The organism is Sinorhizobium sp. (assembly GCF_059070375.1).
This window is the reverse complement of sequence record NZ_JCACWC010000003.1, coordinates 1,145,506-1,171,613: the sequence shown is the minus strand read 5'-3', so window position 1 is coordinate 1,171,613 and position 26,108 is coordinate 1,145,506. Positions and strand designations below refer to the sequence as shown.

The window sequence follows — 26,108 nt, the reverse complement described above, 5'->3', positions numbered from 1 at the left end:
GCGTGCTTGCCCTTCCCCGGCAGACATCCTACCTCTTCGGAATAGAGAATAGGACTCGACATATGCCAATGGTTTGCCTCGACGGCCGCGCAATCATTCGTGTCTCCGGAAAGGACGCGGAGACCCTTCTTCAGACGCTGATCACGACGGATATCGCCTCGTTGACCCCGAACGAGGTCAGGCCCGGCGCGCTGCTGACGCCGCAGGGCAAGATCCTTTTCGATTTCCTGATCTCCCGCGACGGCGAAGCGTTGCGTCTGGAGACGACGGAGGATCAAGCCGAAGCGCTCGTCAAGCGCCTGACGATGTACAAGTTGCGATCGGCAGTGGAGCTGTCGCTCAATTCGCCGGCGCCGGTCACGGTCGTATTCGGAGAAGATGCGCCGGCCGAGAGCTATCGCGATCATCGGTTCGAGAAGGCGGGCATTTCCGCTTTCCGCCTCTATCGCGACATGCCTGCAGCGGAAGCGGGCGTCGCCGATCTGGACCGGCTCAGAATCGCGGCGGGCATCGCCGTTGCCGGCCGCGACTACGACCTGCAAGATGCCTTTCCGCATGATGTTCTCATGGACATGAACGGCGGCCTTTCCTTCCGCAAGGGCTGCTATGTCGGGCAGGAAGTCGTTTCGCGCATGCAGCACCGAGGCACTGCGCGACGCCGCCTCGTCATCGTCGCCGGCGAGGCGACGCTGCCGCCGAGCGGAACCAACATTTCCGTCAACGGACGGCCGATCGGTTCACTCGGCACCGTACTGGATCGGGACGGCCTGGCGATCGTCAGGGTCGACAAGGCAGGCGAAGCGATCGCCAAGGGTGAGGCCATTCTTGCAGGCGATGTGCGCCTTACCCTCACGCTCCCCGCCTGGACGGGGCTCGTCTTTCCGGGCGAGGCAGGCGAGGCGAGCGCATGATGAGTGCGCGTGCGTGGCAGCGTATGCTTTCCGGGCGGCGGCTCGATCTTCTCGACCCCTCACCGCTCGACGTCGAGCTTTCCGATATCGCCCACGGACTCGCCCGCGTGGCGCGTTGGAACGGGCAGACTTCCGGCGACCACGCCTTCTCCGTTGCCCAGCACAGTCTCGTTGTCGAGGAGATTTTCCGCCGCACCAATCGCTGCGATGCCCAGGATTGCCTGATGGCCCTGCTTCACGACGCGCCGGAATACGTCATCGGCGACATGATCTCGCCGTTCAAGGCCGTCGTCGGCGGCGGCTACAAGACCGTGGAGAAGCGCCTGGAGAATGCGGTCCACCTGCGCTTCGGGCTTCCGGCACATACGCCCCGGGAACTCAAGGAGCGGATCAAGAAGGCCGACCGTATCGCGGCCTATTTCGAAGCGACGGAACTTGCCGGCTTTTCCGCAGAGGAGGCCCGAAAGTTCTTTGGTCAGCCGCGCGGCATCACCCGCGAGACGTTGCTGATCGACCCTCTGCCCGCGGTCGAGGCGCAGCGGCTCTTCGCCACGCGTTTCAATGCGCTGGAGTCCGAACGCGCCAAGGCGAGACAGGAGGCGTGACCATGACGGCAATCGTCGTCTCGCCGCTTCAGCGTATCGCGGAAATGGCCGTCCGGCACGGCTGCCGCGAAATGCTAAGCCTGCTTGCGAAGGATCAGAACTTTCATCGCCCAGCCGTCATCGATCATGCGAAACATCTGACGATCGGCGTCAACGACATCAGCTTCGCCGGAACGGGCGACCTGATTGCGCCGCAGGAAGAACACGTTCATCGAATCATCGATTTCGCCCGCAAATGGGACCGGACGCGGCCGATGCTCATACATTGCTGGATGGGCGTCTCCCGCTCGCCTGCGGCCGCGCTGATCGCCGCACTCGCCGTCGAACCGGAGCAAGACGACCACGCGCTCGCGAAGCGCCTCCGGCTTGCCTCGCCCTATGCGACGCCGAATGCGCGGCTCGTGGAAATCGGCGACCGGGCGTTGTCGCGCAAAGGTGCGCTCGTCGCCGCAGTGCGAGCCATCGGCCGCGGCGCGGATGCCGACGGCAATGCTCCGTTCATCCTGCCCCTGCAAGACGTGCAACATGCCGGGTGAAGCGCAGCCGGTCACGGTCGAGATCGGGCTCAATGCCGTGATCGTCGCGGTCGTCAGTCGCAGCCCGCGCATCCTCGCGGTCAGCGAGGCGGACGGGGACGCTCGCGACAGCCTGCCCTTCGGCCCGTTCGATCCGGCCCGCCACCGCACTTTCGAGGCCAGCCTGCGGGCCCGCGTCGAAAAGCGTACGGCGCTCAAGCTCGGCTATATCGAGCAGCTCTACACCTTCGGCGACCGCGGGCGCCAGCGTCTGCCCGGCGAGGAAGGCAAGCACATGGTGTCCGTCGGCTACCTGGCGCTGACGCGCACGGACGCGGAGAACAACGAGAGGCTGGCCGAAGCGGGCGCCCATTGGCGCGACTGGTACGGCTATCTGCCCTGGGAAGACTGGCGTCTCGGACGTCCCGCGATCCTCGACCAGACCATCCTGCCGGCGCTTGTTCGCTGGGAGTCCGGCGACGAAAAGCCGGCCTCGGCGCAGCGTCGTTCACGAGTACGCCTCGCCTTCGGCCTTGACGATTTTCCCTGGGACGAAGAGCGCGTGCTGGAGCGCTACGAATTGCTCTATGAGGCGGGTTTGGTGCGCGAGGCCGTGATCGACGGCCATTGCCGCGATCCGGAAAATCCCGCGGCAGGACTGGCGATGCGCCACGACCATCGCCGGATTGTCGCGACCGCTGTCGCGAGACTGCGCGGCAAGCTCAAATACCGGCCGGTGGTCTTCGAGCTGATGCCGCCGGCATTCACCCTTACCGATCTGCAGGCAACCGTCGAGGCGATTTCAGGCCGCCATCTCCACAAGCAGAACTTCCGCCGGCTGGTCGAAGGAGCGGAGCTCGTCGAGCCGACGGGAGAGACCCTGGCATCCACCGGTGGCCGTCCGGCCGCGCTCTTCCGCTTCCGCCGCCAAATCCTCGACGAGCGGCCCGCGCCCGGCCTCAAGGTCGGCGGCCGCTGATCCTTACACCGCGTTTGTGTTTTGCCAAACCCGCGGCGCACCGGGCGAGATGCACTATTTCACCACCGCGCAGGCCAGCCGGTCGCCGGCATCGCCGGAGGGCTGGCTGCGGTTGTCGTCCGAATGCATGTGGATCACCAGGGCCCGGCCGCGAAGGGCGGTGGCCTTGTCGTCGAGAGACACGAAGCTGTTGAAGACCTGGGCGCGCAGGATGCCATCGGCGCCGACATACTGGTTCGGCATGTCGCCGGCATGCGGGCCATTGGAAGCGAGGAAGCCGTGCTCGGAATTTTCATCCTCGCCGGCAAAATGCTTTCCCGCCGACTCGAACCCGTCCTTGGGATCGCAGCGCCCCATTTCGTGAGCGTGAAAAGCGACCCACGTATCCTTCGGCAGGCCGCTTATCTCCATCTCGATCAGCACGCCCTTGCCACCTGCCGTCAAAGTGGCCCGCCCGATGTCGGTGCCGTCCTTGCCCACGAACTCGGCCGTCGCCGTTTGCGAGGATTGTTGTGCCGAAGCGGCACCCGCCATGCCTGCCGCACAGGCGATCGCGATCATCGTTCTCATCATCGGAGTTCTCCCTCTCACTCGCGGGTCGATAGAAGACAACGCGCGGCTGCCGGGGTCGTTCCGCAAAAACGCGGCTGAGTTGCAGTGATCCGGCGAATTGAGCTAAATCGACACGTCCAGACCGATGTCGAGCGTCGGTGCGGCCATCGTGATCTTCGATGTCGAGATGTAGTCGACGCCCGTCTCGGCGATTGCCCGAATGGTTTCGATCTTCACGTTTCCCGACGCCTCCAGCCTGGTGCGGCGCAGGTCACCGGCATAGGAAGCGGCGGACAGTTCCCAATGTGCCGCGTTGATCGCGACCGCCTCGCGGAGCAGTTCCGGCCCCATATTGTCGAGCAGGACCACGTCCGGCGAGGCGGTCAGCGCCTCGCGCAACTGGCCGAGGCCGTCAACTTCGACCTCGACCTTGACGAGATGGCCGCAATAGGCTCGCGCGGCGCGGACGGCGCCGGCAACACCGCCGGAAACGGCGATGTGGTTATCCTTGATCAGCACCGCGTCGTCGAGGCCGTAACGATGATTGGAGCCGCCGCCGAGGCGAACGGCGTATTTTTCGAGAGCGCGAAGGCCGGGGATCGTCTTGCGCGTGCAGCAGACCTTGGCGCCCGTATGGGCGATCTCGTCGGCGAACGTTGCCGTGTAGGTCGCGACCCCCGAGAGATGCATGAGAAAGTTGAGCGCCACCCGCTCGGCCGAAAGGAGTCCTCGGGCACGGCCGGAAATTCGCGCAATCGTCGTACCTGGCGCCACCCGGTCGCCGTCCGCAGCGAGCGCCTCGAAGCGGATCGACGGGTCGATCAGGCGAAAGGCGGTTCGCGCCAGTTCCAGCCCGGCAACCACGCCCGCTTCGCGCACGCTCATATTCGCGGCGGCTGTCCGCTCCGGCCCGATCGTCGAGAGGGTGGTGATGTCACCGGCCCGGCCGAGATCTTCCAAAAGGGCCGCTTTCACCTGCTCCTCGACCATGAGAGCGGGCAGTTCCGGGCGAAGGGCGGTCATTATGTCGTTCCTGCGGTTGGAGTAGCTTCTAATTTTGCGTTTGCCGCCCTCATGCCGGCTCGCTCTCGGCCACGTCTGCGGCCAGACGCTCCGCCTGGGCAAGCGTCAGATAGGTCCGACGCCGCCATTCCGGCCGCTCGTCGGGGCAATCGGCTCGAAAATGACCGCCGCGGCTTTCCGTCCGCTGCAGGGCGGCGATCGCGATGAGCTTGGCCGTGGTGACGATATTGGCGAAGCGCAGGCGCTTGTTCGACCTCTCGAGTTCCGCAATCCCCCGGATCGCCCGGGTCAGGCTTTCGCGCGTACGCACGACCCCGACGCAATCGCTCATCAATTGCCGCAGCACCTTGAAAGGCGGGCTGTCCTCGACCGTCACGGGATCGTCGTTCTCGCCGGCATTGTCGCCCCAGGCAGTCAGCTTCGGGGCCGGCAAGCTGCCCTTGATATTTTCCGCGATCCGCGCCGCGAAGACGACCGCCTCCAGCAGCGAATTCGAGGCAAGACGGTTCGCGCCGTGAACGCCGGTCGATGTCACTTCGCCCGCCGCCCAGAGGCCGTCGATGGAGGTACGCCCCTCCCCGTCCGTCAGCACGCCGCCCATGTGATAGTGCACGGCAGGCGTGACGGGGATCGGCTGTCTGACCGGATCGATGCCCGCTGCCATGCATGAGGCGTAGACGGTCGGGAACATCTCAGGAAAATGCCTGCCGACGGCCTTTGTGCAATCGAGGAAGGCGCCGCGTCCGGCCTGGACTTCCGCAAAGACCCCGCGCGAAACGATATCGCGCGGCGCGAGCTCTCCATCGGGATGGATGTCGAGCATGAAACGACGGCCTTGCGAGTTCACCAGGGTGGCGCCATCTCCGCGCAACGCCTCGGTCGCAAGCGGCGCCGGGTCCTTGCCGATGTCTATCGCGGTCGGATGAAACTGGACGAACTCGGGATCGGCAATGATGGCGCCCGCCCGCGCCGCCATGCCGACGCCCTGGCCGCATGCTTCCCATGGATTGGTGGTGACCGCATAGAGATGGCCGACACCGCCCGAGCAAAGAACGACGGCGCGCGCCGGGAAGGAAACGCGGCTCTTCGACTGGCCGGCATCCGGCCGCGCGATCACGCCGGAGATGAACCGGCCCTCGCGCACCAGTTCCTCGACCACATAGCCCTCGATCACCCGGATCGACGGGGTATTGCGCACCGCGGCAATGAGCGCCTCCATGATCGACTTGCCGGCCATGTCGCCCTTGACGCGGACGATGCGCCGCTCGGAATGCGCGGCTTCCCGCGAAAGCAGGAGCTTTCCCTCGAGGTCGCGGTCGAAGGGCACCCCGAATTCGAGCAGATCGTGGATGCGGGCCGGGCCCTCTGCGACCATCATGCGCGTCATCTTCTCGTCGACGATACCGGCACCGGCCGCAACCGTGTCGGCGACATGCTTCTCGAATGTATCGCCCCTGCTCATCGCGGCGGCGATGCCGCCTTGCGCCCAGGCCGAGGAGGCGCCGTAGCCGATCGGTGCGGCGGCAAGGATCGTAACGGGACGCGGCGCCAGTTTCAGCGCGCAGAAAAGCCCGGCAAGGCCGCCGCCGACGATGACGATGTCATCGATTCCGTTGAAGGACTGCGGGCGGAAATGGTCGGTCAGCATGGCTCGATAACTCCTCCACGGGCCTGCGCCGGGTTTGCCCCGGCATTGATCACTGCTTGAGGTTCACCATGCGCTCGACCGCCAGCCGCGCGCGGTCGGCGATCGCCGGATCGACCAGAACCTCTTCCGTCATGTCGAGCAGGCTGTCGAGGATCTTCGGCAAGGTGATGCGCTTCATGTGCGGACACAGGTTGCACGGCTTGACGAAATCGACGCCCTTGACCTCCGCCTGGATATTCGAGGCCATCGAGCATTCCGTCACCAGCAGCACCCGTTGCGGCCGCTTGTCCTTGACGTAATTGATCATGCCCGAGGTGGAACCGGAGAAATCGCAGACGGCGATGACATCGGGGTGGCATTCCGGATGGCCGACGATCTCGATGCCGGGATTGGCTTCCTTGTAAGCCAGGAGTTCGGCTGCCGTGAAGCGCTCGTGCACCTCGCAATGACCTTTCCAGGTCAGGATCTTCTTATTCGTCTGGCGCGCCACGTTCATCGCCAGATACTCGTCCGGGATGCAGAACACGGTGTCGGACTCGAGGCTTTCGACTACTGCCAGCACGTTGGAGGAGGTGCAGCAGATGTCGGTCTCCGCCTTCACGTCTGCCGAGGTGTTGACATAGGTGACGACCGGCACGCCGGGATAGCGTTCCCTGAGGAGCCGCACATCCGCTCCGGTGATCGAGTCCGAAAGCGAGCAACCTGCTCTGGCATCCGGAATGAGCACCGTTTTTTCCGGATTGAGGAGCTTCGACGTCTCGGCCATGAAGTGCACGCCGCACTGGATGATGATTTCCGCGTCGACCTTGGTGGCGTCGCGGGCAAGCTGGAGCGAATCGCCGACGATGTCCGCCACGCAGTGAAAGATGTCCGGCGTCTGGTAATTGTGGGCCAGAATGACCGCGTTGCGTTCCTTCTTCAGCCGGTTGATCGCATGAACGTAAGGCGCATATGCCGCCCACTCGAACGCAGGAATGAAGTCCTTGACCTTTTCGTAAAGGTGCTCGGTCTCGCGCGCGACAGCCGGGGTGAAGGCGAGATCCGGCTTTTCGATGACGCCGAAGCGTGCCGCAGCGCTTGCAAAGGCCGGAGCGGGCGCCGCTTCCTTGCGAAGGTCAAGAGTGGTCATCGGGCTCTCCTCTCTCGCCGTTTCCGGCAATTTCTAATTATGCTCAAAATGAGCATAATTAGATCAAAACAAAAGCGGCTGAGCCGCCGGAACTGATTTAGAAAGTTTTGTGACAGATTTCAAGCGCGCAGGGTGGAAACGATACGCCCGCATATCGCACGGGCGCATCGCGACATTTTGGTGATCAGGCCATTGCCGGGCGGGCGACGGAACTCTCCTCGATCGGCCAGTGCACGATGGCCGCGAACACTCCGAGCGCGACGCCCACCCACCAGACCGGATCGTAGGATCCGAACCGGTCGTAGAGATAGCCGCCCATCCATACGCCGAGAAATGAACCGATCTGGTGCGACAGGAACACGATGCCGCCGAGCAGGCCGAGATGCCGCGTGCCGAACATGATCGCCACCAGCCCGTTGGTCGGCGGCACCGTCGAGAGCCACAGGAGGCCCATGGCGACCGCGAAGACGATGACCGATGTCGGCGTTTGCGGCAGCAGCAGGAAGGCCGAGACGACGACTGAACGGGCCAGATAGATCAGCGCCAGGAAATAAGGTTTCGAATAACGCTGGCCGATGATGCCGGCCGAGAAAGAGCCGATGATGTTGAAGAAGCCGATCAATGCCAGCGCGATTACCGCATAGCGGGCGTCGATTCCGATATCGCCGATATAGGCCGGAAAATGTGCGGTGATGAAAGCGACCTGATAACCGCAGACGAAGAAACCCGAGACGAGCAGAAGATAGCTCTTGTGCCCGAGCGCTTCCTTGAGCGCTTCCACGACTGTCTGCTTGAACAATGCCTCCGGCTGGCGCCCGGAGGAGGCATTGCCGCGCAGCGGAATCGCAAAGAGCGGAACGAGCAGCATCATGAGGCCGAGATAGACGAGGCTGTCGGACCAGCCATAGGCGGAGATGAGACCTTGGCTCAGCGGCGCGAAGAGGAACATGCCGGCCGAGCCGGCTGCGGTGCCTATGCCGAAGGCGAGCGAGCGCTGCTCGGGCGCGACGTTGCGGGCAAAGGCGGAAAGCACGATGCCGAAGGAACCCGACGCAACGCCCAGACCGACCAGTACGCCGCCGCCGATATGCAGCCAGATCGGCGCATCCGCGAAGGCCATCAGGATCAGCCCCGCTGCATAGACGAGGCCGGAGAGCGCGAGCACGCGCCAGGTGCCGAACTTGTCGGCGATCGCGCCGAAGAACGGTTGGCCAAGGCCCCAACAGAGATTTTGAAACGCCATTGCCAGGCCGAAGGTCGTCCGGTCCCAACCCTTCTCGGCAAGCATCGGCAGCTGGAAGAACCCCATGGCGGAACGCGGCCCGAAGGTCAGCATCGCGATGATGGAGCCGGCGACGATGATGAGCCACGGCAGGCCGCTGCGCTCCGCCGGACGGGTGACTGCGGGAGAAATGGCAGACATGGGCAAGCTCCTGATGATGAGGGGCCATCCTATGGCGGCGGCGAGCCCGGGGGAAACCAATTATATTGAGGGTGGCATCACAGGAATTGATCCGCCGGCCGCTCGCACGTTTTCGCACGGCCGCGTTTTAAGCCGGCTCAGCGCACCTTCATCGGCCAGCGCTCCTCGCGACGGCGCAGGACCTCGACCGTGTCGCCGAGCCTGACAATGCCCTCCCCCCGCGGCACGGCGTTCCAGCCGAACAGCACGCCGGGCACGCGCCGGTCCGCAGACATGCGCTTTACCGAAAGACCCTGGATCGGGTTGCCGCCGACGCGTTCGCCGGTCGTCTGATCCTGCGTCGTCATGATGCACCGGGCGCAGGGCTTTACGAGATCGAAGGTAATCCCGGCAATCTCCAGGCTCTCCCAGAAGTCCTCGGCCCAGGCCTCGTCGCAATCGATGACGATATTGGTGCGGAAGCGCTCCATGCCGACCGGCTCCTGCCCCTTTTCCATCAGGGTGCGGTTGAGGTCGGCGAGCGAGCCAGTGGTCGTAACCAGAACCGGGAAGCCGTCGGCAAATGCGACGGGGGCCGCCGCTCCCGCCCATTCGGCGCCGACGAAGCGCTCGGCCTCATCGTCCATGCGGACGAGCTTGACGGGGCGGCCGAACCAGCCGGACAGCATGTCGTTTGCAGCGCCCCCGGCGACCGCCGCATTGACGTCGCTCGACCAGACCCGGACGTCGAGGCGGTCATTCGGGTCGAAGCGAACGGAAAGCTCCTTGCCGTTCATCCGCAGGCGCACACCCCCGGCGACATGCTCCGCCTCGACCTGCGCGAGCGCCTGCAGCTCGCGCTGCGTGATGAAATGTCCGTCGGGCGCGACCAGCATGAAGCGCCGGTCGCCGGCGAGCCCATCGAGATTGACGGTAACGGCCGTTTGCGGCACCGCGCGACCGCTCTTCAGGGGATGGATGTTCAGGCCGGTCACTTGCATGTCAATTTTCCGAATTCAGAAATCGAGTCAGGCCGTTGCCAATCTGATTCACCGGGACGGGCCAACCCATTGAAGCTTTTAGATTTCATCCAGCATCATGGCAAGCACGCCGCGAAGCCGCTCCTGCCGCTCGACAGCCAGCCGCCGCCCCGCTGCGGTCTGAAAATTCTTCGCCAGGCGGAAGAGCTTCGCCTCGAAATGGTCGATCGCGAAAGCCTTGTCGTCGAGCGGGCGGGCTTCGGCCAGGGGATCGAGGGGATCATAAAGCGCGCTGTTCATGCGCCCGGCGATGTAAAAGCAGCGAGCAGCGCCGACCATGCCGATGGCATCAAGCCGATCGGCATCCTGCAGGATCTGCGCCTCCAGCGTTTCCGGCGGCAGATTGGCCGAAAAGCTGTGTGTCAGAACGGCGTGGGCGACGGATGTGATATCGGCCGCACTCCAGCCGAGCCTCTCGAGGATTTCGGACGCCTTTTCGGCCGCCAGCCGAGAAGCCGCTGCACGCTGTGGGGAATTTTTTTCGACCGACACGCAGTCGTGCAGCAGCACGGCGGCGGCCAGCAGGCGGGTGTTGCCACCCTCCTCCGACTGGATGCGGAGAGCGTTTTTCCAGACTCGGATGAGATGCGAGGCGTCATGGGAACCATCGTCCGCGGCGAAGGCATGCGGGAGGAGCTCGCCGGTGAGCCGGTCATGGGGTGCGAAGGCGGCCGCGAGTGCAGGAAGTCGGCTCATGCGCGGTGAGCTCCGTTGCCAGCGCTGCTCGACAATATCTTCTGGTAGAAGAGCCCGATGCCGATCAGTACCGCCCCCAGGCCGATGAAGGACAGCGCCCGCAGAAAGCCTTCGAGATTGGACATGTCGACCAGGAATACCTTGAGCACGGCGATGAAGACCAGCACCGCCGAGGCGATACGGATGCTCTTGGCATTCATGCGCGAGCCGACCACGAGAAGCAGCACGCCGAGAACCAGCCAGACCACCGAATAAGTGTAGGTCTCACCCTGCAGGAAGCCCTTCCAGTCGGCGACGTTCTGCCCTTGCCAGAAACGGCGCACACTGAGGCTCGCCCAGGCGAAGGCGAGAACGGCGCCACTGACGGCGAGCGCCGCCACATAGGGCAGCGGGCGACGGCCCCGCGCATACCGGGCAAGCCCCGCATAGCCGATGGCGGGGAGCAGATAACCGATGAGGAGCAGATCGAAGAAGGGAACGCTTCCAAGCAGTTCGCCGCTGAAATACGGGTTCAGGCCGACGAGGTGGGCGGCAAGCACGGAAAGCATCGACAGGACCCCGAGCGCCATGCCGCCATAGCGGAACACCGGACTCGGCGACCTCCCGTCGAGGGTCATGAATATCCCGGAGGCGCCGATCGCGAGAAGCGTGTAGATCGCCTGCTCACCGAGTGTCGGGACGGAACTGTCGAGCACGCCGCGGTTCATCGCGTGGCGAACGAGGATCGCGACCGTCAGAAGCACGAAAAGGCTCGCCAGCGCCTGCAGCAGGTTGCGCACCCGCACATCCGGCAAGGTCCTCAGGAAATAGGCGGAGGCGACGAGCAACAGCGCCGGGATGCCGTAGCCCGGGAGCAGCGCATTGAAGACCGGCACCGTTCCGAGGCTGCCCGGCCCGACGATCGTCGGCTCCCAGGCGATCCGCGCGAGAACGACGACCGCGCCGGCGACCGTCACCCAGGGAAGAACCGGCCAGGAGCGAAGACGCGTCGCAAAGCTGTATGCGGCCCCGAGGAAGGCGATCGCCAGTGTCGTCACCAGGCCGTCGGTCCAGGCGTGAAGCCCGATGACGAGAAGACCGAAGGAGCCGAGCGCCAGCAGACCGCCGGGAACGTCGGCTTCCCCCGCCTCTGTGCCGCGGCGATCGAGCCATTCGACCAGCGCGAGAAGCAACAGCCCGCCGGCGAAGGCGACGAGGCCATGCGGCAGGTCGAAGGTGAAATTGCCCGTCATCAGGAACGACATGGCCAGAAGCGCATTTGGCACTGCCGCGGCGAGCCCTGCCCAAAGAACGACGAATGGCCGATTCCCTGCCGGGCGCCGGGCAAGCACGAGGGCGCCGAAGAGGACGAAGAGCGCCGAAAGTACCATTGCGCTCAGCATGGCCGTGTGGCCGGGGACGACGATCTCGGGCGGCAAATCGGCCAAAGACGGATCGAGATAGGACAGAACACCACTCAGCGCAGTCAAGCTCCAGGTGCCTGCGATGGCACCGAAGGCGGCGAGCAGTGCCCCATAGACCGCGTTTGGACGCAAGGAGCCTGCAGCGGCAAGCGCCGCGACGACGACCACGAATTCGGGCACCGGGAAACGCTGGGCGTCGACGGCCGGGCTGATGAACAGCAGCGCGAGAACGGCTGCGACGATCGCCGCCGAGATGGAGATGGCAAGTCGGGGCGGCTTGAAGAGCCGTTCCCAGGCACCCGCCGCCGCCGGCGCTCCGCTCGGCTCCGCGTCCCGCTCGCCGAGGCCCGGCCAGATCAGCGCGACACCGGCGATCATCACCAGGAGCGCGAAGGTAACCGGAGGCGCCTCGAAAGGCGTCGCGAGCGCTACATAGGCAAGGCCCCAGAGACCGAGGCCGGCATCGGCAAGCGTCGGAACGACCGACCAGCGGCGCAGACGCGACGCGGCAAGCGTGGCGAGCCATGCGGCCGCAAGGAAGCCGAACAACACCCAGGGGCGCGGCTCTCCGCTGGAGACGAACAGGGGCGTCAGAAGCGATGCGAGAAGACCGAGGCCGGCAAATGCCTGACCGTGCAGCAGCGACAGCCCCACCGTCGCAAGCGAAATCACCGCCAGCAGAATGAAAGCGGCTGCAGTGCCGATGAAGCCGTAGATGCCATAGGCGGCATAGACGACGCCAAACAGGGTGACGGCACCGGCAGCGGTCAGAACGCCCGGTATCATCGCGTTGCGGAAGCGGTCCGCGACAGCAGGCACGGCGCGCCGGCGGATCACCTCGCCGGCTGCTCCGAGCGCGACCCCGAACAGCGCGGCGAGGGTCAAGCGGACCGTGGGGCTCAGCAAGCCGGCATCGATCGAATACTGCACGAGGAAATAGCCGCCGAGCGCCAAGGCGAGCCCCCCGACCCAGACCGGCCACCTCCCGCCGATCCGGCTCTCCAGGCTCTCGGTCCGCGCTGCCGCAGCCGAGGGTACCGCCGGTGGCGCGGCCTCCTCGTCGAGGCTTTCGGCAGCACCCCTGGTTTCGTCAGCAACGGTGTGAGCGTCCTGCCGCGCCCGCGCCCATGGACCGTCGGCCATCGCCTCGGGCTCGGCAGCCTTCGCAACGTCAACCTCAGTCCTCACGGATTCGATATCCGGGGAGCCCTGTTCCGTCGACTCTCTCCCGAGCCGCGCGATCTCCGCCTTCAGGCTCTCGATTTCACGGTCAAGGCGCTCGGCCGTCCTGCGGCCGCCGAGGAAAGCAGCGAGCGCCATCACGAAGGCTAGAAGAGCTATGGCCTCGAGCATCAGTTCCCCCGGCATCACCACGATCAGGATCGATTCGGACAACGTTAGCGCGAAACGGGCGCCGAAAATATCCTGCGGCAGATATCCGCGGATTTACGGAGCCGTGGGGAGCGTCGCGGCATCGCGACCCTCTGCAGCAATCTCTTCATCCAATTGTCGCAGAGCTGTCATGAACTCGCTGGTAAAGCGAGACCGGGACGCCCGGGAGATCGGGCGCGTCTACCGTCTCAATGGGGAGAATTGCCATGGACAAATATCTCGGCCTTGCCGAAGAAGCCGAATTCAAGACGCTGACGGAGCGCAGGGAAGAACTGGAAGACGTCGGCCATAACTGTTCCACCAACCCGACCATGGGCGACATCATCAATCGCCGCTTCTCGCGCCGGTCGTTCATCGGCGGCTCTCTGGCCGTGGCTGCCATATCCACGACGGTAAGCCCCCTCGCCCTGCTGACGGCTGACGAAGCACGGGCAAACGGCGAAGCGTCGCGATTCGCCTTCAAGGAGATCGAAGCCGGTGTCGACGAGACCCATCATGTAGCCGAGGGTTACGACGCCGACATCCTGCTGCGCTGGGGCGACAAGGTCTTTGCCGACAGCCCGGAATTCGACCCGCTGAACCAGACAGCCGAAGCCCAGAGCCGGCAGTTCGGCTACAACAACGACTATGTCGGCTTCATTCCGCTCGAAGGCAATCCGGACCACGGCCTGCTGGTCGTCAACCACGAATACACCAATGCCGAGATCATGTTCCCGAACTTCGCCCGCGTCGAAAAGGTGACGGAGGACGGTAAGGAGGAGGACAAGGTCGTGCTCGGCGAGTACACCAAGGACCTCGTCGATATCGAAATGGCCGCCCATGGCGGCACCGTCATCGAAATCCGCAAGGTCGACGGGAAATGGCAGCCGGTCCTCGACGGCAAGTACAACCGCCGCATCACGGCCACGACCGAGATGCAGCTTTCCGGCCCTGTCGCCGGCCACGAGCGGGTCAAGACCCCGTCGGATCCGACCGGCAGGAAGGTCTTCGGCACGATCAACAATTGTGCCGGCGGCGTCACCGCCTGGGGCACCTACATGATGGCCGAGGAAAATTTCAACGGCTATTTCGGCGGCGAACTCGCCGAGGATCATCCGGAATTCAAGCAGATGAAGCGTGTCGGCGCGCCGGGCGGGCAGTATGAATGGTCGAAATTCTACGACCGCTTCGACGTATCCAAGGAGCCGAACGAGGCCAACCGCTTCGGCTGGGTGGTCGAAGTCGATCCGCTGGACCCCACCTCCGTCCCGAAGAAGCGCACCGCGATCGGACGCTTCAAGCACGAGGGCTGCGAGTCGATCGTCAACAGGGATGGCCGCGTCGTCCTCTACAGCGGCGACGACGAACGCTACGATTATGTCTACAAGTTCGTGACGAAGGGCACTTACAACCCTGACGACCGCGCCGCGAACATGGATCTCTTCGACGAAGGCACGCTCTACGTGGCGAAATTCGACGAAGACGGCACGGTGACCTGGATGCCTCTCGTCCACGGCGAAGGGCCGCTGACGGCCGAGAACGGCTTCGCCTCCCAGGCCGACGTGCTGATCGACACCCGTTTTGCTGCCGATGCGCTCGGCGCGACCAAAATGGACCGGCCGGAGGACGTTCAGCCCAATGCGAAGACCGGCAAGGTCTATGTGATGCTGACCAACAACACGAAGCGCAAGGAGGACGAGATCGACGCCGCCAATCCGCGCGCCAAGAACGCCTTCGGCCACATCGTCGAAATTTCGGAAACCGACGGCGATTTCGCCTCGACGAAATCCCGCTGGGACGTCCTCCTGAAGTGCGGCGATCCGAGCGTCGCCGAGGTCGGTGCCTCCTTCTCCACCGCGACGACCAGGAACGGCTGGTTCGGCATGCCGGACAATTGCGCCATCGATGCCGATGGCCGTCTCTGGGTCTCGACCGACGGCAACAATGAAAAGGTCACGGGGCGCACGGACGGTGTCTGGGCCGTGGAGACGGAAGGCGAAGGCCGCGGTACCTCGAAGCTGTTCTTCCGGGTACCGGTCGGTGCGGAAATGTGCGGCCCGAGCTTCAACCCGACGAGCGACACCTTCTTCCTCGCGGTTCAGCATCCGGGCGATGCCGGTCTCGCAACCTACGAGAAGCCGGCGACGCGCTGGCCGGATTTCCGCGACGACATGCCGGTGCGCCCGGCCGTCGTCGCCGTCACCAAGCAGGGTGGCGGCAAGATCGGCTGAAGCGTTCGGAGCGCCACACGCTCTGCGACCTCCCATCCCTGTGCCCGTCACAGGGATGGGAGAAAAAGGCATCCGCCACCCGTCGCCACCGCGGTCGCCTTCTCAAAAACGCTCAAGCCTCCGACGATGCGGCCTTCAGCGCCTTCAGCGTCGCATGGACGAACCCGTCCCGCGCCGACGCGGCGTCGACGCCCCGCGGCTCGTAAACATGGCGGTTGAGGAAATAGGCGGTAAGGCGGAAGGCGGCGGCAAGGCTTTCGTGATCGGCAGCTCTGCTTCCTCCCGACAGGAAGTCCGGGAGGGCGAGCATGCGATCGGCGTAAGGGGCACCCGCTTCGCGGCAGATCGCGCGGCCCGATTTCGGCGATACGAAGACAAGGTCGCTTTGCGCACCCGTCGCCCCACATTGAGAAAGATCCAGGCCGAAGCCGAGATCGTTCAGCACCGCGAGTTCGAAGCGCACGAACAATTCGCCGGCATCTGCCGGGTCCTGGAGGTGATCGACGATGACGGCGAGCGCCTCGTAGAGATGGGGATGCGGGTCGCGCTCCGGCAGGAGCCGCAAGAGTGCGCCGATCGCCTGAATTCCGTAGACGGAAGTCGCCGTCTCGATCAGCCTCGCGGCACGCAATTGCAGCGGCTCGACGCGGAATTCGCCGAGATGCTCGTCCAGCCTCGCCCGCCAGCTCACCTCCACGGAATTGCCCGGCTGCAGCACCGGCTGCATCGCACGCGAGCGGCCCGAGCGCACGAGCCCGAGATGCCGCCCGTGCCCGGGCGTCATCACCTCCGCGATGACAGAGCTCTCGCCATGCCGCCGGATGCCGAGAATTATGGCTTCATCGCTCCATTGCATGAAAAAGGCATACACCCGCCGCCGAAACCGGAGCAAGCGAAGAAACGCGCCCGGTTTCGATCCTCGTCCGGTGCGGCGGAAGCAAACTGTAGCCTTTCCGCTACACTTGCTGTGCGCCGCAAATCCGTTGTCGTTTTTGCCGCATTGCGACGCCTTTCAATGCGGGTTGCGAGGCCTTAGACGTGCCTCCTCAAGAATGACAGTCAGCAGGAACAATTCGACTATGTGTGTGTCCGGGAATCGCGCCAGCCGTCTGATGCAGCTTTGCGCCGCTTTGGCCCTCTCCGCCGCGCTGGCGGGTTGCGTGAGCAGCAACCAGCCGGTCCGGCCGAAAGGGCCGGATCCCTATTTCGTAGCAATGTATGGGGCGAAGCCGGATGAGACGTTTCCGCTTCCGGCCACCGACATCAGCAAGGTCGAACCGCGTTTTCTGCGGCAACAGGTGCCTTACGTCACGCATGAGCCGCCGGGTACTGTCGTGATCGACACGGAAAACCGCTTTCTCTATCTCGTGCAGGGCGGAGGCATGGCGCTTCGTTACGGCATCGGCGTCGGCAAGGCCGGGCTGGAATTCGAGGGCGAGGCGCGCGTCGGCCGCAAGGCGGAATGGCCGCGCTGGACGCCGACATCCGACATGGTCGCGCGCGAACCCGAGCGCTACGGACCGCTCGCGGGAGGCATGGACCCCGGCCTGCGCAATCCGCTCGGACCGCGCGCGCTCTATCTCTACCAGGGAAACCGCGACACGCTGTTCCGCATCCACGGCACCACGGAGGCCTGGTCGATCGGCAAGGCGGTCTCGAGCGGCTGCATCCGCCTGTTCAACCCGGATATCATCGACCTTTACAGCCGCGTGCCGGAAGGCTCGCGCGTCGTCGTGCTCCAGGCGGAACCGCCGATGAGCCAGCCGATGGATGCACCGATGTCGACCGCCGCCGACGGCAGCGGAACGCTTTCGTTCTAAGGCCTGTTGAGATTCATTTCGAGTTTATGACGGCTTCTGCGAGATGGATAATGGCGTTGAAGCTCTGTTCGGTTTTGTCGGCACGCATGGCGATGCGCTTGAATTCCTTGAGTACCGACCGTGCGCCACTGCATCTCAAAGTGCTACAGCAACCTTTGCGCGTCTCATAAGACGCGCGGCGCTGTCGGAAACGTATCGGAGGACTGCAACCTCTCCTCGCCTCATCCCCTGTGCTCGTCACAGGGATCCAGCAGCGCCGCGTCCGCGGCGCGGGAAGAGTTCTTTCAGCCCAAGGACTTGGTCTGGCTGGATTCCTGTGACAAGCACAGGAATGAGGAAATCAAACAAGCCGCCGCGGGTGGCCCGAATCTCAACAGGTCTTAGAGCACTTCCAGGCAAAGTGTGTAACGGTTTTCCGCCCGGAATTGCGTCGGATCAAACGCTTAGAGCATTTCAGTGTTTCCATGAAACACGTTGAAATGCTCTCACTCGCTTACCAGGCATCCGGCTCGCGCACGAGGTGCACGATATTGGCGGGGTTCATAATCCATCCGCCGCGAAAGCCCTCGCCCAGTTCCTCGACCTGCTCGCAGCGCACGACCTTGTGCGCTGCGAGACGATCGAGGGCTGCCTCGTGATCTTCGGTAAAGAGTTCCAGCCATATTTCCGCCTGGCTGTAATGCGGCGCTTCGTCTATCCACAAACGATTGGGGCCGAGAACGAAGCCTTTCGCCGGTGCCTTTTCGTCGAAAGGCGCGAGACCGACGACGTCGCGGTAGAAGGCGATCACCGCTTCGTATTGATGGCTCGGAACTTTCATGGCGATGTTGATACCGCCCTTGATTTCGGTGGACATCGCCCCCTCCTACAGTTGCGGCTCGAGTGCCGGCTTGCCGGAGAGTTCGCTCACATAATAGCCCTCCCGCAAATTGATGCCGTATTCGACCCAGGCCTTCATGCAGGCGAGCATCTGCGACCAGCCCTCGCAATTGAGATAGGAGCTCTTCTGCCCCTGTTCGTTTTCCCGCCAGCCGCTCTCGGCGATCGTCACCATGGTGGCGCCGTCGTCGAGCGACTGAAAGCGCATTTCAACCCGCGTCTGGTAGGGAGACTCGCCCTCACCGGTCATGGCATCCCAGCAAAAGACGATCCGCTCGTTAGGCTCCACGGCCTCGACCCTGATGGGAACCTCGCCCCACCACGTCACGGTGGTGCCGGCAACCAGCGGTCCGCTGATGCCGCCGAGCGTTACGAAATAGCGGCTGAGCTGATCCGGGTTTACCACCGCGTCGAAGACCTGCTCGACGGGACGGGCAATACGTCCATTCACACGAAATTCGAATGCCATGACGTCCTCCTCACGATTGTATCGGTGGATAATATGTTATAAAAACATAACATGTCAAACGATTCGAAAGACGATGCGGTTTTCAAAGCGCTGGCGAACGGCCTGCGGCGACGGATGCTCGACGCGCTGAAGGAGAAACCGCAAACGACGGGCATGCTCTGCGAGCTCTTCCCGAACCTGGATCGCTGCACGGTGATGCAGCACCTGAAGGTTCTTGAGGAGGCCGATCTCGTTCTCGCCAGGCGCGAGGGCCGCGAGCGGTGGAACCACCTGAACGCCTTGCCCATCCGTGCCATTCACGATCGTTGGATCAGTCAGTATGCCGGCCACGCAATGTCCGTTCTGACAGCCCTCCAACGTGAGCTCGACGAGCCCCGCGAGTGACGGAATTGACTTTTCATCGGCCGGCTTTCTGCGTATGAACTGTGGAGTGGGGCAAACTGGGGAAATCGTCATGCGTTACCTCATCACCGGCACTGCAGGATTCATCGGTTTTCATGTTGCAAAACGACTGATCGACGAGGGGCATTTCGTCGTCGGATTCGACGGCATGACGCCCTATTACGACGTGACGCTGAAAGAGCGCCGACACGCGATCCTTCAGCGCTCCAACGGCTTCAAGGCGGTGACCGCCATGCTCGAGGACAGGGCCGCACTGGACCGGGCGGCGGAGCTTGCCGAGCCGGAAGTCATCATCCACCTCGCCGCCCAGGCAGGCGTCCGCTACAGCCTCGAAAACCCGAAAGCCTATGTGGACGCAAATCTCGTCGGGTCGTGGAACATGCTCGAGCTCGCCAAGGCGATCGCACCGAAGCACCTGATGCTCGCCTCCACCTCTTCGATCTACGGCGCCAACGAGAAGATCCCGTTTGCCGAAGCGGACCGGGCCGACGAACCCATGACGCTCTATGCCGCGACGAAGAAGTCGATGGAGTTGATGGCGCACAGCTATGCGCATCTCTACAAGGTGCCGACCACCGCCTTCCGCTTCTTCACCGTTTACGGCCCCTGGGGGCGGCCGGACATGGCGCTCTTCAAATTCGTCGACGCCATAGACAACGGCCGGCCGATCGACATTTATGGCGAGGGCCGGATGAGCCGGGACTTCACCTATATCGACGATCTCGTCGAAAGCATCGTCCGGCTGTCGCATATTGCGCCTTCGGAGGAGAACCGGGTGGCACCGGAAAAGGCCACGGACACGCTTTCGCGCCATGCGCCGTTCCGCGTCGTCAATACCGGCGGTGGCCAGCCGGTAGAATTGATGACCTTCGTCGAAACGGTCGAGAAGGCTGTGGGGCGTCCGGCGGTCCGCAACATGCTGCCGATGCAGCAGGGCGACGTACCGCGCACCTTCGCTTCGCCGGACCTGCTCGAAGCCCTGACCGGATTCAAGCCATCCGTTTCGGTCGAGGAAGGCGTTGCGCGCTTCGTCGAGTGGTATGAACAGAATTATCGCCGTGCACCCACGACCGTCTGATGGTAAAACAAACGATATTTGTGCGAAGCGCATGCTTCCGCACGCAATTGCAATTTGGTTTTTCTTTACTTTTTTCTCGATGACATCCTTTTATTAGATAAAACTTAATTGATCAGCGTTCTCAAGCACATTCAAAGGAAAAGCGGATGAAAATCACGATGATCGGTGCCGGCTATGTCGGCCTTGTTTCCGGTGTTTGCTTTGCGGATTTCGGCCATGACGTCGTCTGCGTCGACAAGGACGAAGGCAAGATCTCGGCGCTGAAGAAGGGTCAGATTCCCATCTTCGAACCCGGGCTGGACCATCTCGTCGCCAGCAACGTCGCGTCCGGGCGCCTGAACTTCACCGATGATCTCAAGACCGCCGTGGCCGCCAGCGACGTCGTTTTCATTGCCGTCGGAACGCCGTCGCGGCGCGGTGACGGACATGCGGATCTTTCCTATGTTTACGCAGCTGCACGCGAAATCGCTGCCAACCTTCAGGGCTTTACCGTCGTGGTGACCAAGTCCACGGTTCCGGTCGGTACCGGAGACGAGGTCGAGCGCATCATCCGCGAAACCAACCCTGCGGCTGACGTCACCGTCGTCTCCAACCCGGAATTCCTGCGGGAAGGCGCCGCGATCGAGGATTTCAAACGGCCCGACAGGATCGTCATCGGGGTCGACGGCAGTGACGGTCGCGCGCGAGAGGTAATGACGGAGGTCTATCGGCCGCTCTATCTCAATCAGTCGCCGCTCGTATTCACGACACGCCGCACGTCGGAACTGATCAAATATGCCGGCAACGCCTTCCTGGCGATGAAGATTACCTTCATCAACGAGATTGCCGATCTCTGCGAGAAAGTCGGTGCCAATGTGCAGGACGTCGCCCGCGGCATCGGGCTGGACGGCCGCATCGGGTCGAAGTTCCTGCATGCCGGGCCGGGATATGGCGGCTCCTGCTTCCCCAAGGACACATTGGCGCTGGTTAAAACCGCCCAGGACCACGACACCCCCGTGCGGCTCGTCGAAACCACGGTCGCCGTCAACGACAACCGCAAGCGGGCGATGGGACGCAAGGTGATCGCGGCGGCCGGCGGCGATATCCGCGGCTCCAAGATTGCAGTCCTCGGCCTGACCTTCAAGCCGAATACCGACGACATGCGCGACAGCCCTGCGATCGCGGTCGTTCAGGCGTTGCAGGACGCAGGCGCCCGCGTCACCGGCTACGACCCGGAAGGAATGGAAAACGCGCGCAAGCTGATAGAGGGCCTGGACTGCGCGAGCGATCCCTATGAAGCGGCGGCCGAGGCGGATGCTCTGGTGATTATCACGGAATGGAACGAATTCCGGGCGCTGGATTTCGACCGTTTGAAATCCGCGATGAAGACACCCCTGCTCGTCGATCTGCGCAACATCTATCGCAAGGACGAGGTCGCAAGGCACGGCTTCCGCTATGCGAGCATCGGCAGGCCGGACTGACCGGCACCGCACCGTCGCATTCAATGGTCAGCAGAGGGAAGCTGCACGGGCTTCCCTCTGCGCGTCTCGCGCAGGAGGCTGGCGGTCAGGCCTTCGGGCCGACTTGGATGACCTGTTCCCAGCTTTTTCCGGCAAGGAAGACGCAGCTGCGGCCGGAAACATCGGTCACGATCAAAGTCCAACTGCCGCCGTCGGCCGCATAGAGTTCCATGACCGCTTGCGGATTGATCTGCCCGAACGCGGCCTGCTTTTCTTGATATTGTCGAGCCAGCAGCTCGATGACCTGCGAACGCTCAGCGCAATTCACAACGGCCTGTGAGTCTGCCGCATGGGGGTAGGCTGTCACTGCGGCCGTCAGAAGGACGGCAAGAGAAAGGCCGCGGACCACATTGCGTACCATGACGCACCTCCTTTAGCCGGGAAGCCCCGGCGGAAGAGGATTTCCGCTGACCTGTTCCGCCGTATACCGGCATTCGATGGTCGACACCTTCACGAGACGGAGCAATGTCGCCATCTGAAAAGTGTGACGGAGGCGGGTTACATCTCAGTTGGCTAAATTATCGAACGCAACCTGAGCCATCACACGAGCATCGATGCTCGGGTAACGATCCTTCCATGCGGGCCGTTCCATCGAACGCTCTCATTTTTTCTTCATCGCCGCCATCAGCGCCGCACCGAACGCGCCCTGCGCCGGCTCCTGCGGTGTTTGCGACCGAGCCGTCCCGCCCCGGTTCCCGCCCTTCGGTGGCGCCCCCCTCGCCTCACGAGGCGTGTCGGCGCTACTACCTTCCCTGCGCATGGAGAGCCCGATGCGCTTGCGCGCGACGTCGACCTCCGTGACGCGGACCTGCACGACGTCACCCGCCTTGACGACCTCATGCGGATCCTTGACGAAGCGGTCGGCCAATTGCGAAACGTGGACGAGGCCGTCCTGGTGCACGCCGATATCGACGAAGGCGCCGAACGCTGCGACATTGGTCACCGTGCCCTCGAGCCGCATCCCGACTTTCAGATCCTTGATGTCGTCCACGCCTTCCGCGAAGGTAGCCGTCTTGAAGCTCGGGCGCGGATCGCGACCCGGTTTCTCGAGTTCGGCCAGGATGTCCTTGACCGTCGGCAGGCCGAAGCGCTCGTCGACGAAAATGCGCGGATCGAGTTTTTTCAGCTCGGCGCTGTCTGCCATCAGCGAGCGCACGTCCCGCCCGCAGGCTGCAACGATCTTCTTGGCAACGCCATAGGCCTCCGGATGCACCGCAGACGCGTCGAGCGGCTCGGAACCGTTCGGTATCCGCAGAAAGCCGGCGCACTGCTCGAAGGTGCGGGCGCCGAGACGCGGCACTTTCAAAAGTTCCTGGCGGCTGGCGAAGGCCCCCATCGCATCGCGGTGCGCGACAATTGCCTCGGCCGAGGACTTGCCCAGTCCGGAGACACGCGCCAGGAGGGGCGCCGAGGCGGTGTTGAGATCGACCCCGACGGCGTTTACCGCATCCTCGACAACGGCGTCGAGCGAGCGGCTGAGCTTCGACTGATCGACGTCGTGCTGGTACTGACCGACGCCGATCGATTTCGGTTCGATCTTGACGAGCTCGGCCAGCGGATCCTGCAGCCTGCGGGCGATCGAAACGGCGCCCCGCAGGGAAACGTCGAGGCCCGGAAACTCGGCAGCCGCCGTCTCCGAAGCGGAATAGACCGATGCACCCGCTTCGGACACGATCACCTTGGTAGGCTTCGGCGCCGGCATGGCAGCGAGCATGTCTGCGACGAGTTTCTCCGTCTCACGGCTACCGGTGCCGTTGCCGATCGCAATCAGTTCCACCTTATGCTTGCGCACGAGCGCCGCAAGCTCTGCCTGGGCGCCGCGAATGTCGTTCTTCGGCGGAAAGGGATAGACCGTGGCGGTGTCGAGCAGCTTGCCTGTGCCGTCGACCACCGCGACCTTGACGCCGGTGCGGATCCCGGGATCGAGGCCCATGGTCGCGCGCGAGCCCGCGGGCGCCGCGAGCAGCAGGTCCTTGAGATTGCGTGCGAAGACGCGGATTGCCTCTTCTTCCGCGCGCTCGCGCAGCTCGCGCATCAGGTCCAGCGACAGCGAAAGCGAAAGCTTGACTCGCCATGTCCAGCCGATGACCTCCAGCAGCCATCTGTCGCCGGGCAACCGATCGCCGACATTGTAGGCCGCCGCGATCATCCGCTCGGTCGGCCTGTGCGAAGGCGCGGCCTCCTGATCGACCACGATATCGACCGAGAGGACCTCTTCGTTCCAACCGCGCAGCATCGCCAATGCGCGGTGCCCGGCCACCGTCGCCCAGCGCTCGGAGTGGTCGAAATAGTCCGAGAATTTGGCGCCGGACTCCTGCTTGCCGTCCACGACCCGAGCGCGCAGGAAGGCTGCCTCCCGCATATAGTTCCGCAACCGCCCGAGAAGGTCGGCGTTCTCGGTCATGGCCTCGGCGATGATATCGCGGGCGCCATCGAGTGCGGTCTTGACGTCCGGCACATCGGCGGTGAGGAAGGCGGCCGCGCGTTCGGCCGGCGCGATCGAGCGATCGGAAAGAATTGCTTCGGCCAGTGCACCCAGCCCACGTTCGCGTGCGATTTCCGCCTTGGTGCGGCGCTTCGGCTTATAGGGCAGGTAAATGTCTTCGAGTTCCGCCTTGGTAACCGCGCCGGCGATCTTGCCTTCGAGCTCGTCGGTCATCTTGCCCTGGCCGCGGATCGAATCGACAATCGACGCCCGTCGCGCTTCAAGCTCGCGCAGATAGGTAAGCCGCTCCGACAGGACGCGCAGTTGCGTGTCGTCGAGACCGCCGGTGACCTCCTTGCGATAGCGCGCGATGAAAGGCACCGTCGCTCCGCCGTCCAGCAATTCGACTGCCGCTGTGACCTGGGCGGCGGTCGCCTTGATTTCGCTGGCGATGATGGCGGCGATGGGCTTTGCGGTCGTGACCATTCTCTCGTTCCGTTTCCTGTTTCGGCCGGACCATACTGGCGCAGACCATCAAGGCCAAGTGAAGGCCGATGGCCGCCCGGGCGAACTCCACAGAAGATCAGGAGACGGTGCCGTCGCGGGGGCGGATGAGGAGGCTTTCGCCCGCCCCCTCAGACCGCGACGAGTTCCAGCCGTTCGCGGGTCTTTTCAAATTCCAGCAATTCGCGCTCCTTGATGGCGATATAGTCGCGCGACACCGGCACTGTCGCGAGTGACGGCGAGAGCTGGAGCTGGAAGACAAAATGCTTGTCGTAGAGGAAGGCCGTTTCCGAGGCGGCGAGATAGAACTCCCACATACGGAAAAAGCGCTCGTCATAAAGCCTGACCGCCTCGTCCCGCTGCGCCAGGAAACGCTCGCGCCAGGCCCTGAGCGTCCAGGCGTAATGCAGCGGCAGAATCTCGATGTCCTTGACGAGCAGCCGGTTGCTCTCGACCCGTGGCAATACCTCCGACAGGGCGGGAATGTAGCCGCCGGGGAAGATATACTTTTCGATCCACGGGTTGGTCGCCCAGGGTTTGTAGATCTGCCCGATCGAATGCAGCAGCATCACGCCGTCCGGCTTCAGCAGTTCTTTCATCTTGCGGAAGAAATTGCCGTAATTGCCGATGCCGACATGTTCGAACATGCCGACGGAGACGATGCGGTCGAATTGCCTTCCCTGCATGGTGCGATAGTCCTGCAGCTCGAAACGCACCCGGTCCGAAAGCCCGCGCCTTGCGGCGCGTTCGCGCGAGACCTTCAACTGCTCTTCGCTGAGCGTGATGCCCGTGACTTCCACACCCGACGACTCGGCGAGGTACATCGCCATGCCGCCCCAGCCGGAACCCACTTCCAGTACCTTCTGGCCGGGCTCGAGCAGCAGCTTTGCCGCTATGTGCCGCTTCTTGGCGCGTTGCGCCTCATCAAGCGAGATACCCGGCGGATGGAAATAGGCACAGGAATATTGCCAGTCCTCGTCGAGGAAGAGATTGAAGAGCTTGCCGTCCAGATCGTAATGGTGGGCGACGTTGTAGCGGTTGCGGTTTACCGGCAGCCGGCTCTTCATCTGCTGGCGAAAGATGTGTCCCAGCGCGACGATCGAATTGGTGAAGGTTGCCGCCTTGTCGAGATCATTGCTCTTGACGATGGCCAGCACGTCGAAAATATCGCCCTCCTCCACGAGAACGCGACCGTCCATGTACATTTCGCCGAATTTCAGCCCTGGATCGTGAAGAACGGCTTTTTCCGCTCCGGCATCAGCGAAACGGATGGCCGCCGGCTTGCCCGTACCATCGCCCAGAACCACCTTTTCACCCGACGAGAAAACGACCGTCAGCTTGCCTTTCTCGACAAGCCGGCGAAGTAGATTCAACAAACCCGCATTCATATCCTACCTCAGCTCAGACCTAAACGAACCATCGGTTCCTTCACAGGGGGAGCGGGTGAGCGGCTGGTCGGCTTCAGGGCAGACATGCGGCAGCTTGGAGGCGGGCGGCCACATCCAGAAGCGGCGAGAAACCGGCTCG

23 protein-coding genes are annotated in these 26,108 nt (G+C 63.5%); 9 read left to right on the top strand and 14 right to left on the bottom strand.

What is annotated here, in order from left to right; genetic code table 11:
• Window positions 1-62 precede the first annotated feature (62 nt).
• From ygfZ to AC5J09_RS17610, 4 genes are read left to right on the top strand one after another with little or no spacing between them, the layout of a single operon-like run.
• Complete coding sequence (ygfZ, locus tag AC5J09_RS17625) at window positions 63-911, top strand: CAF17-like 4Fe-4S cluster assembly/insertion protein YgfZ (RefSeq protein WP_275596537.1); 849 nt, start codon at window positions 63-65, stop codon at window positions 909-911.
• Window positions 908-1,516, top strand: a complete 609-nt coding sequence (locus AC5J09_RS17620) for a YfbR-like 5'-deoxynucleotidase (RefSeq protein ID WP_028012012.1) — start codon at window positions 908-910, stop codon at window positions 1,514-1,516. Before ygfZ ends, AC5J09_RS17620 begins: the two co-directional genes overlap by 4 nt.
• Before the next feature lie 2 nt (window positions 1,517-1,518).
• Window positions 1,519-2,052, top strand: a complete 534-nt coding sequence (locus AC5J09_RS17615) for a tyrosine phosphatase family protein (RefSeq protein WP_494298114.1) — start codon at window positions 1,519-1,521, stop codon at window positions 2,050-2,052.
• Window positions 2,006-3,010 carry an NUDIX hydrolase gene (locus AC5J09_RS17610; protein WP_275596539.1) on the top strand — a complete coding sequence of 335 codons (1,005 nt, stop codon included), beginning with the start codon at window positions 2,006-2,008 and terminating at the stop codon, window positions 3,008-3,010. Before AC5J09_RS17615 ends, AC5J09_RS17610 begins: the two co-directional genes overlap by 47 nt.
• A 54-nt stretch (window positions 3,011-3,064) precedes the next feature.
• Here the strand turns inward: AC5J09_RS17610 and AC5J09_RS17605 are convergent, their stop codons facing one another.
• From AC5J09_RS17605 to AC5J09_RS17570, 8 genes are all read right to left on the bottom strand, one after another.
• The gene (locus tag AC5J09_RS17605) at window positions 3,065-3,583 is read right to left on the bottom strand and encodes a superoxide dismutase family protein (RefSeq protein ID WP_100672078.1); all 519 of its coding nucleotides are present in this window, start codon (window positions 3,581-3,583) and stop codon (window positions 3,065-3,067) included.
• 102 nt (window positions 3,584-3,685) lie between these two features.
• Window positions 3,686-4,585: a carboxylating nicotinate-nucleotide diphosphorylase gene (gene nadC / locus AC5J09_RS17600; RefSeq protein ID WP_494298113.1), complete on the bottom strand. Its 900-nt coding sequence runs from the start codon at window positions 4,583-4,585 to the stop codon at window positions 3,686-3,688.
• Between the two features lie 49 nt (window positions 4,586-4,634).
• Entirely contained in the window at window positions 4,635-6,233 is a 1,599-nt protein-coding gene (locus AC5J09_RS17595) for an L-aspartate oxidase (RefSeq protein ID WP_494298112.1), read from the bottom strand.
• 49 nt (window positions 6,234-6,282) lie between these two features.
• The gene (gene nadA, locus AC5J09_RS17590) at window positions 6,283-7,362 is read right to left on the bottom strand and encodes a quinolinate synthase NadA (RefSeq protein WP_494298111.1); all 1,080 of its coding nucleotides are present in this window, start codon (window positions 7,360-7,362) and stop codon (window positions 6,283-6,285) included.
• 184 nt (window positions 7,363-7,546) lie between these two features.
• Window positions 7,547-8,785: an MFS transporter gene (locus AC5J09_RS17585; RefSeq protein ID WP_494298110.1), complete on the bottom strand. Its 1,239-nt coding sequence runs from the start codon at window positions 8,783-8,785 to the stop codon at window positions 7,547-7,549.
• Window positions 8,786-8,922: 137 nt separating this feature from the next.
• Window positions 8,923-9,765 carry an MOSC domain-containing protein gene (locus tag AC5J09_RS17580; RefSeq protein ID WP_494298109.1) on the bottom strand — a complete coding sequence of 281 codons (843 nt, stop codon included), beginning with the start codon at window positions 9,763-9,765 and terminating at the stop codon, window positions 8,923-8,925.
• Between the two features lie 78 nt (window positions 9,766-9,843).
• Complete coding sequence (locus AC5J09_RS17575; RefSeq protein WP_494298108.1) at window positions 9,844-10,500, bottom strand: HD domain-containing protein; 657 nt, start codon at window positions 10,498-10,500, stop codon at window positions 9,844-9,846.
• Window positions 10,497-13,256: a DUF2339 domain-containing protein gene (locus AC5J09_RS17570; RefSeq protein WP_494298923.1), complete on the bottom strand. Its 2,760-nt coding sequence runs from the start codon at window positions 13,254-13,256 to the stop codon at window positions 10,497-10,499. The genes AC5J09_RS17575 and AC5J09_RS17570 overlap by 4 nt, the downstream gene beginning before the upstream one ends.
• A 245-nt stretch (window positions 13,257-13,501) precedes the next feature.
• On the opposite strand from AC5J09_RS17570, the gene AC5J09_RS17565 reads away from it, so the two are divergent.
• Window positions 13,502-15,505 carry a PhoX family protein gene (locus AC5J09_RS17565; protein ID WP_494298107.1) on the top strand — a complete coding sequence of 668 codons (2,004 nt, stop codon included), beginning with the start codon at window positions 13,502-13,504 and terminating at the stop codon, window positions 15,503-15,505.
• A gap of 112 nt (window positions 15,506-15,617) precedes the next feature.
• On the opposite strand, the gene recO is transcribed toward AC5J09_RS17565, so the two are convergent.
• Entirely contained in the window at window positions 15,618-16,361 is a 744-nt protein-coding gene (recO, locus tag AC5J09_RS17560) for a DNA repair protein RecO (RefSeq protein ID WP_100672265.1), read from the bottom strand.
• A gap of 223 nt (window positions 16,362-16,584) precedes the next feature.
• On the opposite strand from recO, the gene AC5J09_RS17555 reads away from it, so the two are divergent.
• Complete coding sequence (locus tag AC5J09_RS17555; RefSeq protein ID WP_494298106.1) at window positions 16,585-17,325, top strand: L,D-transpeptidase; 741 nt, start codon at window positions 16,585-16,587, stop codon at window positions 17,323-17,325.
• Window positions 17,326-17,818: 493 nt separating this feature from the next.
• Here AC5J09_RS17555 and AC5J09_RS17550 read toward each other — a convergent pair whose 3' ends face one another.
• Both AC5J09_RS17550 and AC5J09_RS17545 read right to left on the bottom strand, forming a co-directional pair.
• Complete coding sequence (locus AC5J09_RS17550) at window positions 17,819-18,181, bottom strand: hypothetical protein (RefSeq protein WP_324763131.1); 363 nt, start codon at window positions 18,179-18,181, stop codon at window positions 17,819-17,821.
• 9 nt (window positions 18,182-18,190) lie between these two features.
• Complete coding sequence (locus AC5J09_RS17545) at window positions 18,191-18,673, bottom strand: SRPBCC domain-containing protein (RefSeq protein ID WP_324763130.1); 483 nt, start codon at window positions 18,671-18,673, stop codon at window positions 18,191-18,193.
• Between the two features lie 51 nt (window positions 18,674-18,724).
• On the opposite strand from AC5J09_RS17545, the gene AC5J09_RS17540 reads away from it, so the two are divergent.
• From AC5J09_RS17540 to rkpK, 3 genes are all read left to right on the top strand, one after another.
• Window positions 18,725-19,057, top strand: a complete 333-nt coding sequence (locus tag AC5J09_RS17540) for an ArsR/SmtB family transcription factor (RefSeq protein ID WP_018094609.1) — start codon at window positions 18,725-18,727, stop codon at window positions 19,055-19,057.
• A 70-nt stretch (window positions 19,058-19,127) separates the two neighbouring features.
• Window positions 19,128-20,153, top strand: coding sequence for an NAD-dependent epimerase (locus tag AC5J09_RS17535; RefSeq protein ID WP_100672058.1), 1,026 nt, complete (start codon window positions 19,128-19,130; stop codon window positions 20,151-20,153).
• 146 nt (window positions 20,154-20,299) lie between these two features.
• Complete coding sequence (gene rkpK / locus AC5J09_RS17530; RefSeq protein WP_018094607.1) at window positions 20,300-21,613, top strand: UDP-glucose 6-dehydrogenase; 1,314 nt, start codon at window positions 20,300-20,302, stop codon at window positions 21,611-21,613.
• Window positions 21,614-21,698: 85 nt separating this feature from the next.
• Here rkpK and AC5J09_RS17525 read toward each other — a convergent pair whose 3' ends face one another.
• The 3 genes from AC5J09_RS17525 to cfa2 all read right to left on the bottom strand — a co-directional run bounded on the left by AC5J09_RS17525 (window position 21,699) and on the right by cfa2 (window position 25,969).
• Window positions 21,699-22,013: a hypothetical protein gene (locus AC5J09_RS17525; protein ID WP_100672057.1), complete on the bottom strand. Its 315-nt coding sequence runs from the start codon at window positions 22,011-22,013 to the stop codon at window positions 21,699-21,701.
• Window positions 22,014-22,253: 240 nt separating this feature from the next.
• Window positions 22,254-24,563 carry a Tex family protein gene (locus tag AC5J09_RS17520; RefSeq protein ID WP_494298105.1) on the bottom strand — a complete coding sequence of 770 codons (2,310 nt, stop codon included), beginning with the start codon at window positions 24,561-24,563 and terminating at the stop codon, window positions 22,254-22,256.
• A gap of 149 nt (window positions 24,564-24,712) precedes the next feature.
• Complete coding sequence (gene cfa2 / locus AC5J09_RS17515) at window positions 24,713-25,969, bottom strand: cyclopropane-fatty-acyl-phospholipid synthase (RefSeq protein ID WP_275596549.1); 1,257 nt, start codon at window positions 25,967-25,969, stop codon at window positions 24,713-24,715.
• Between the last annotated feature and the right edge of the window lie 139 nt (window positions 25,970-26,108).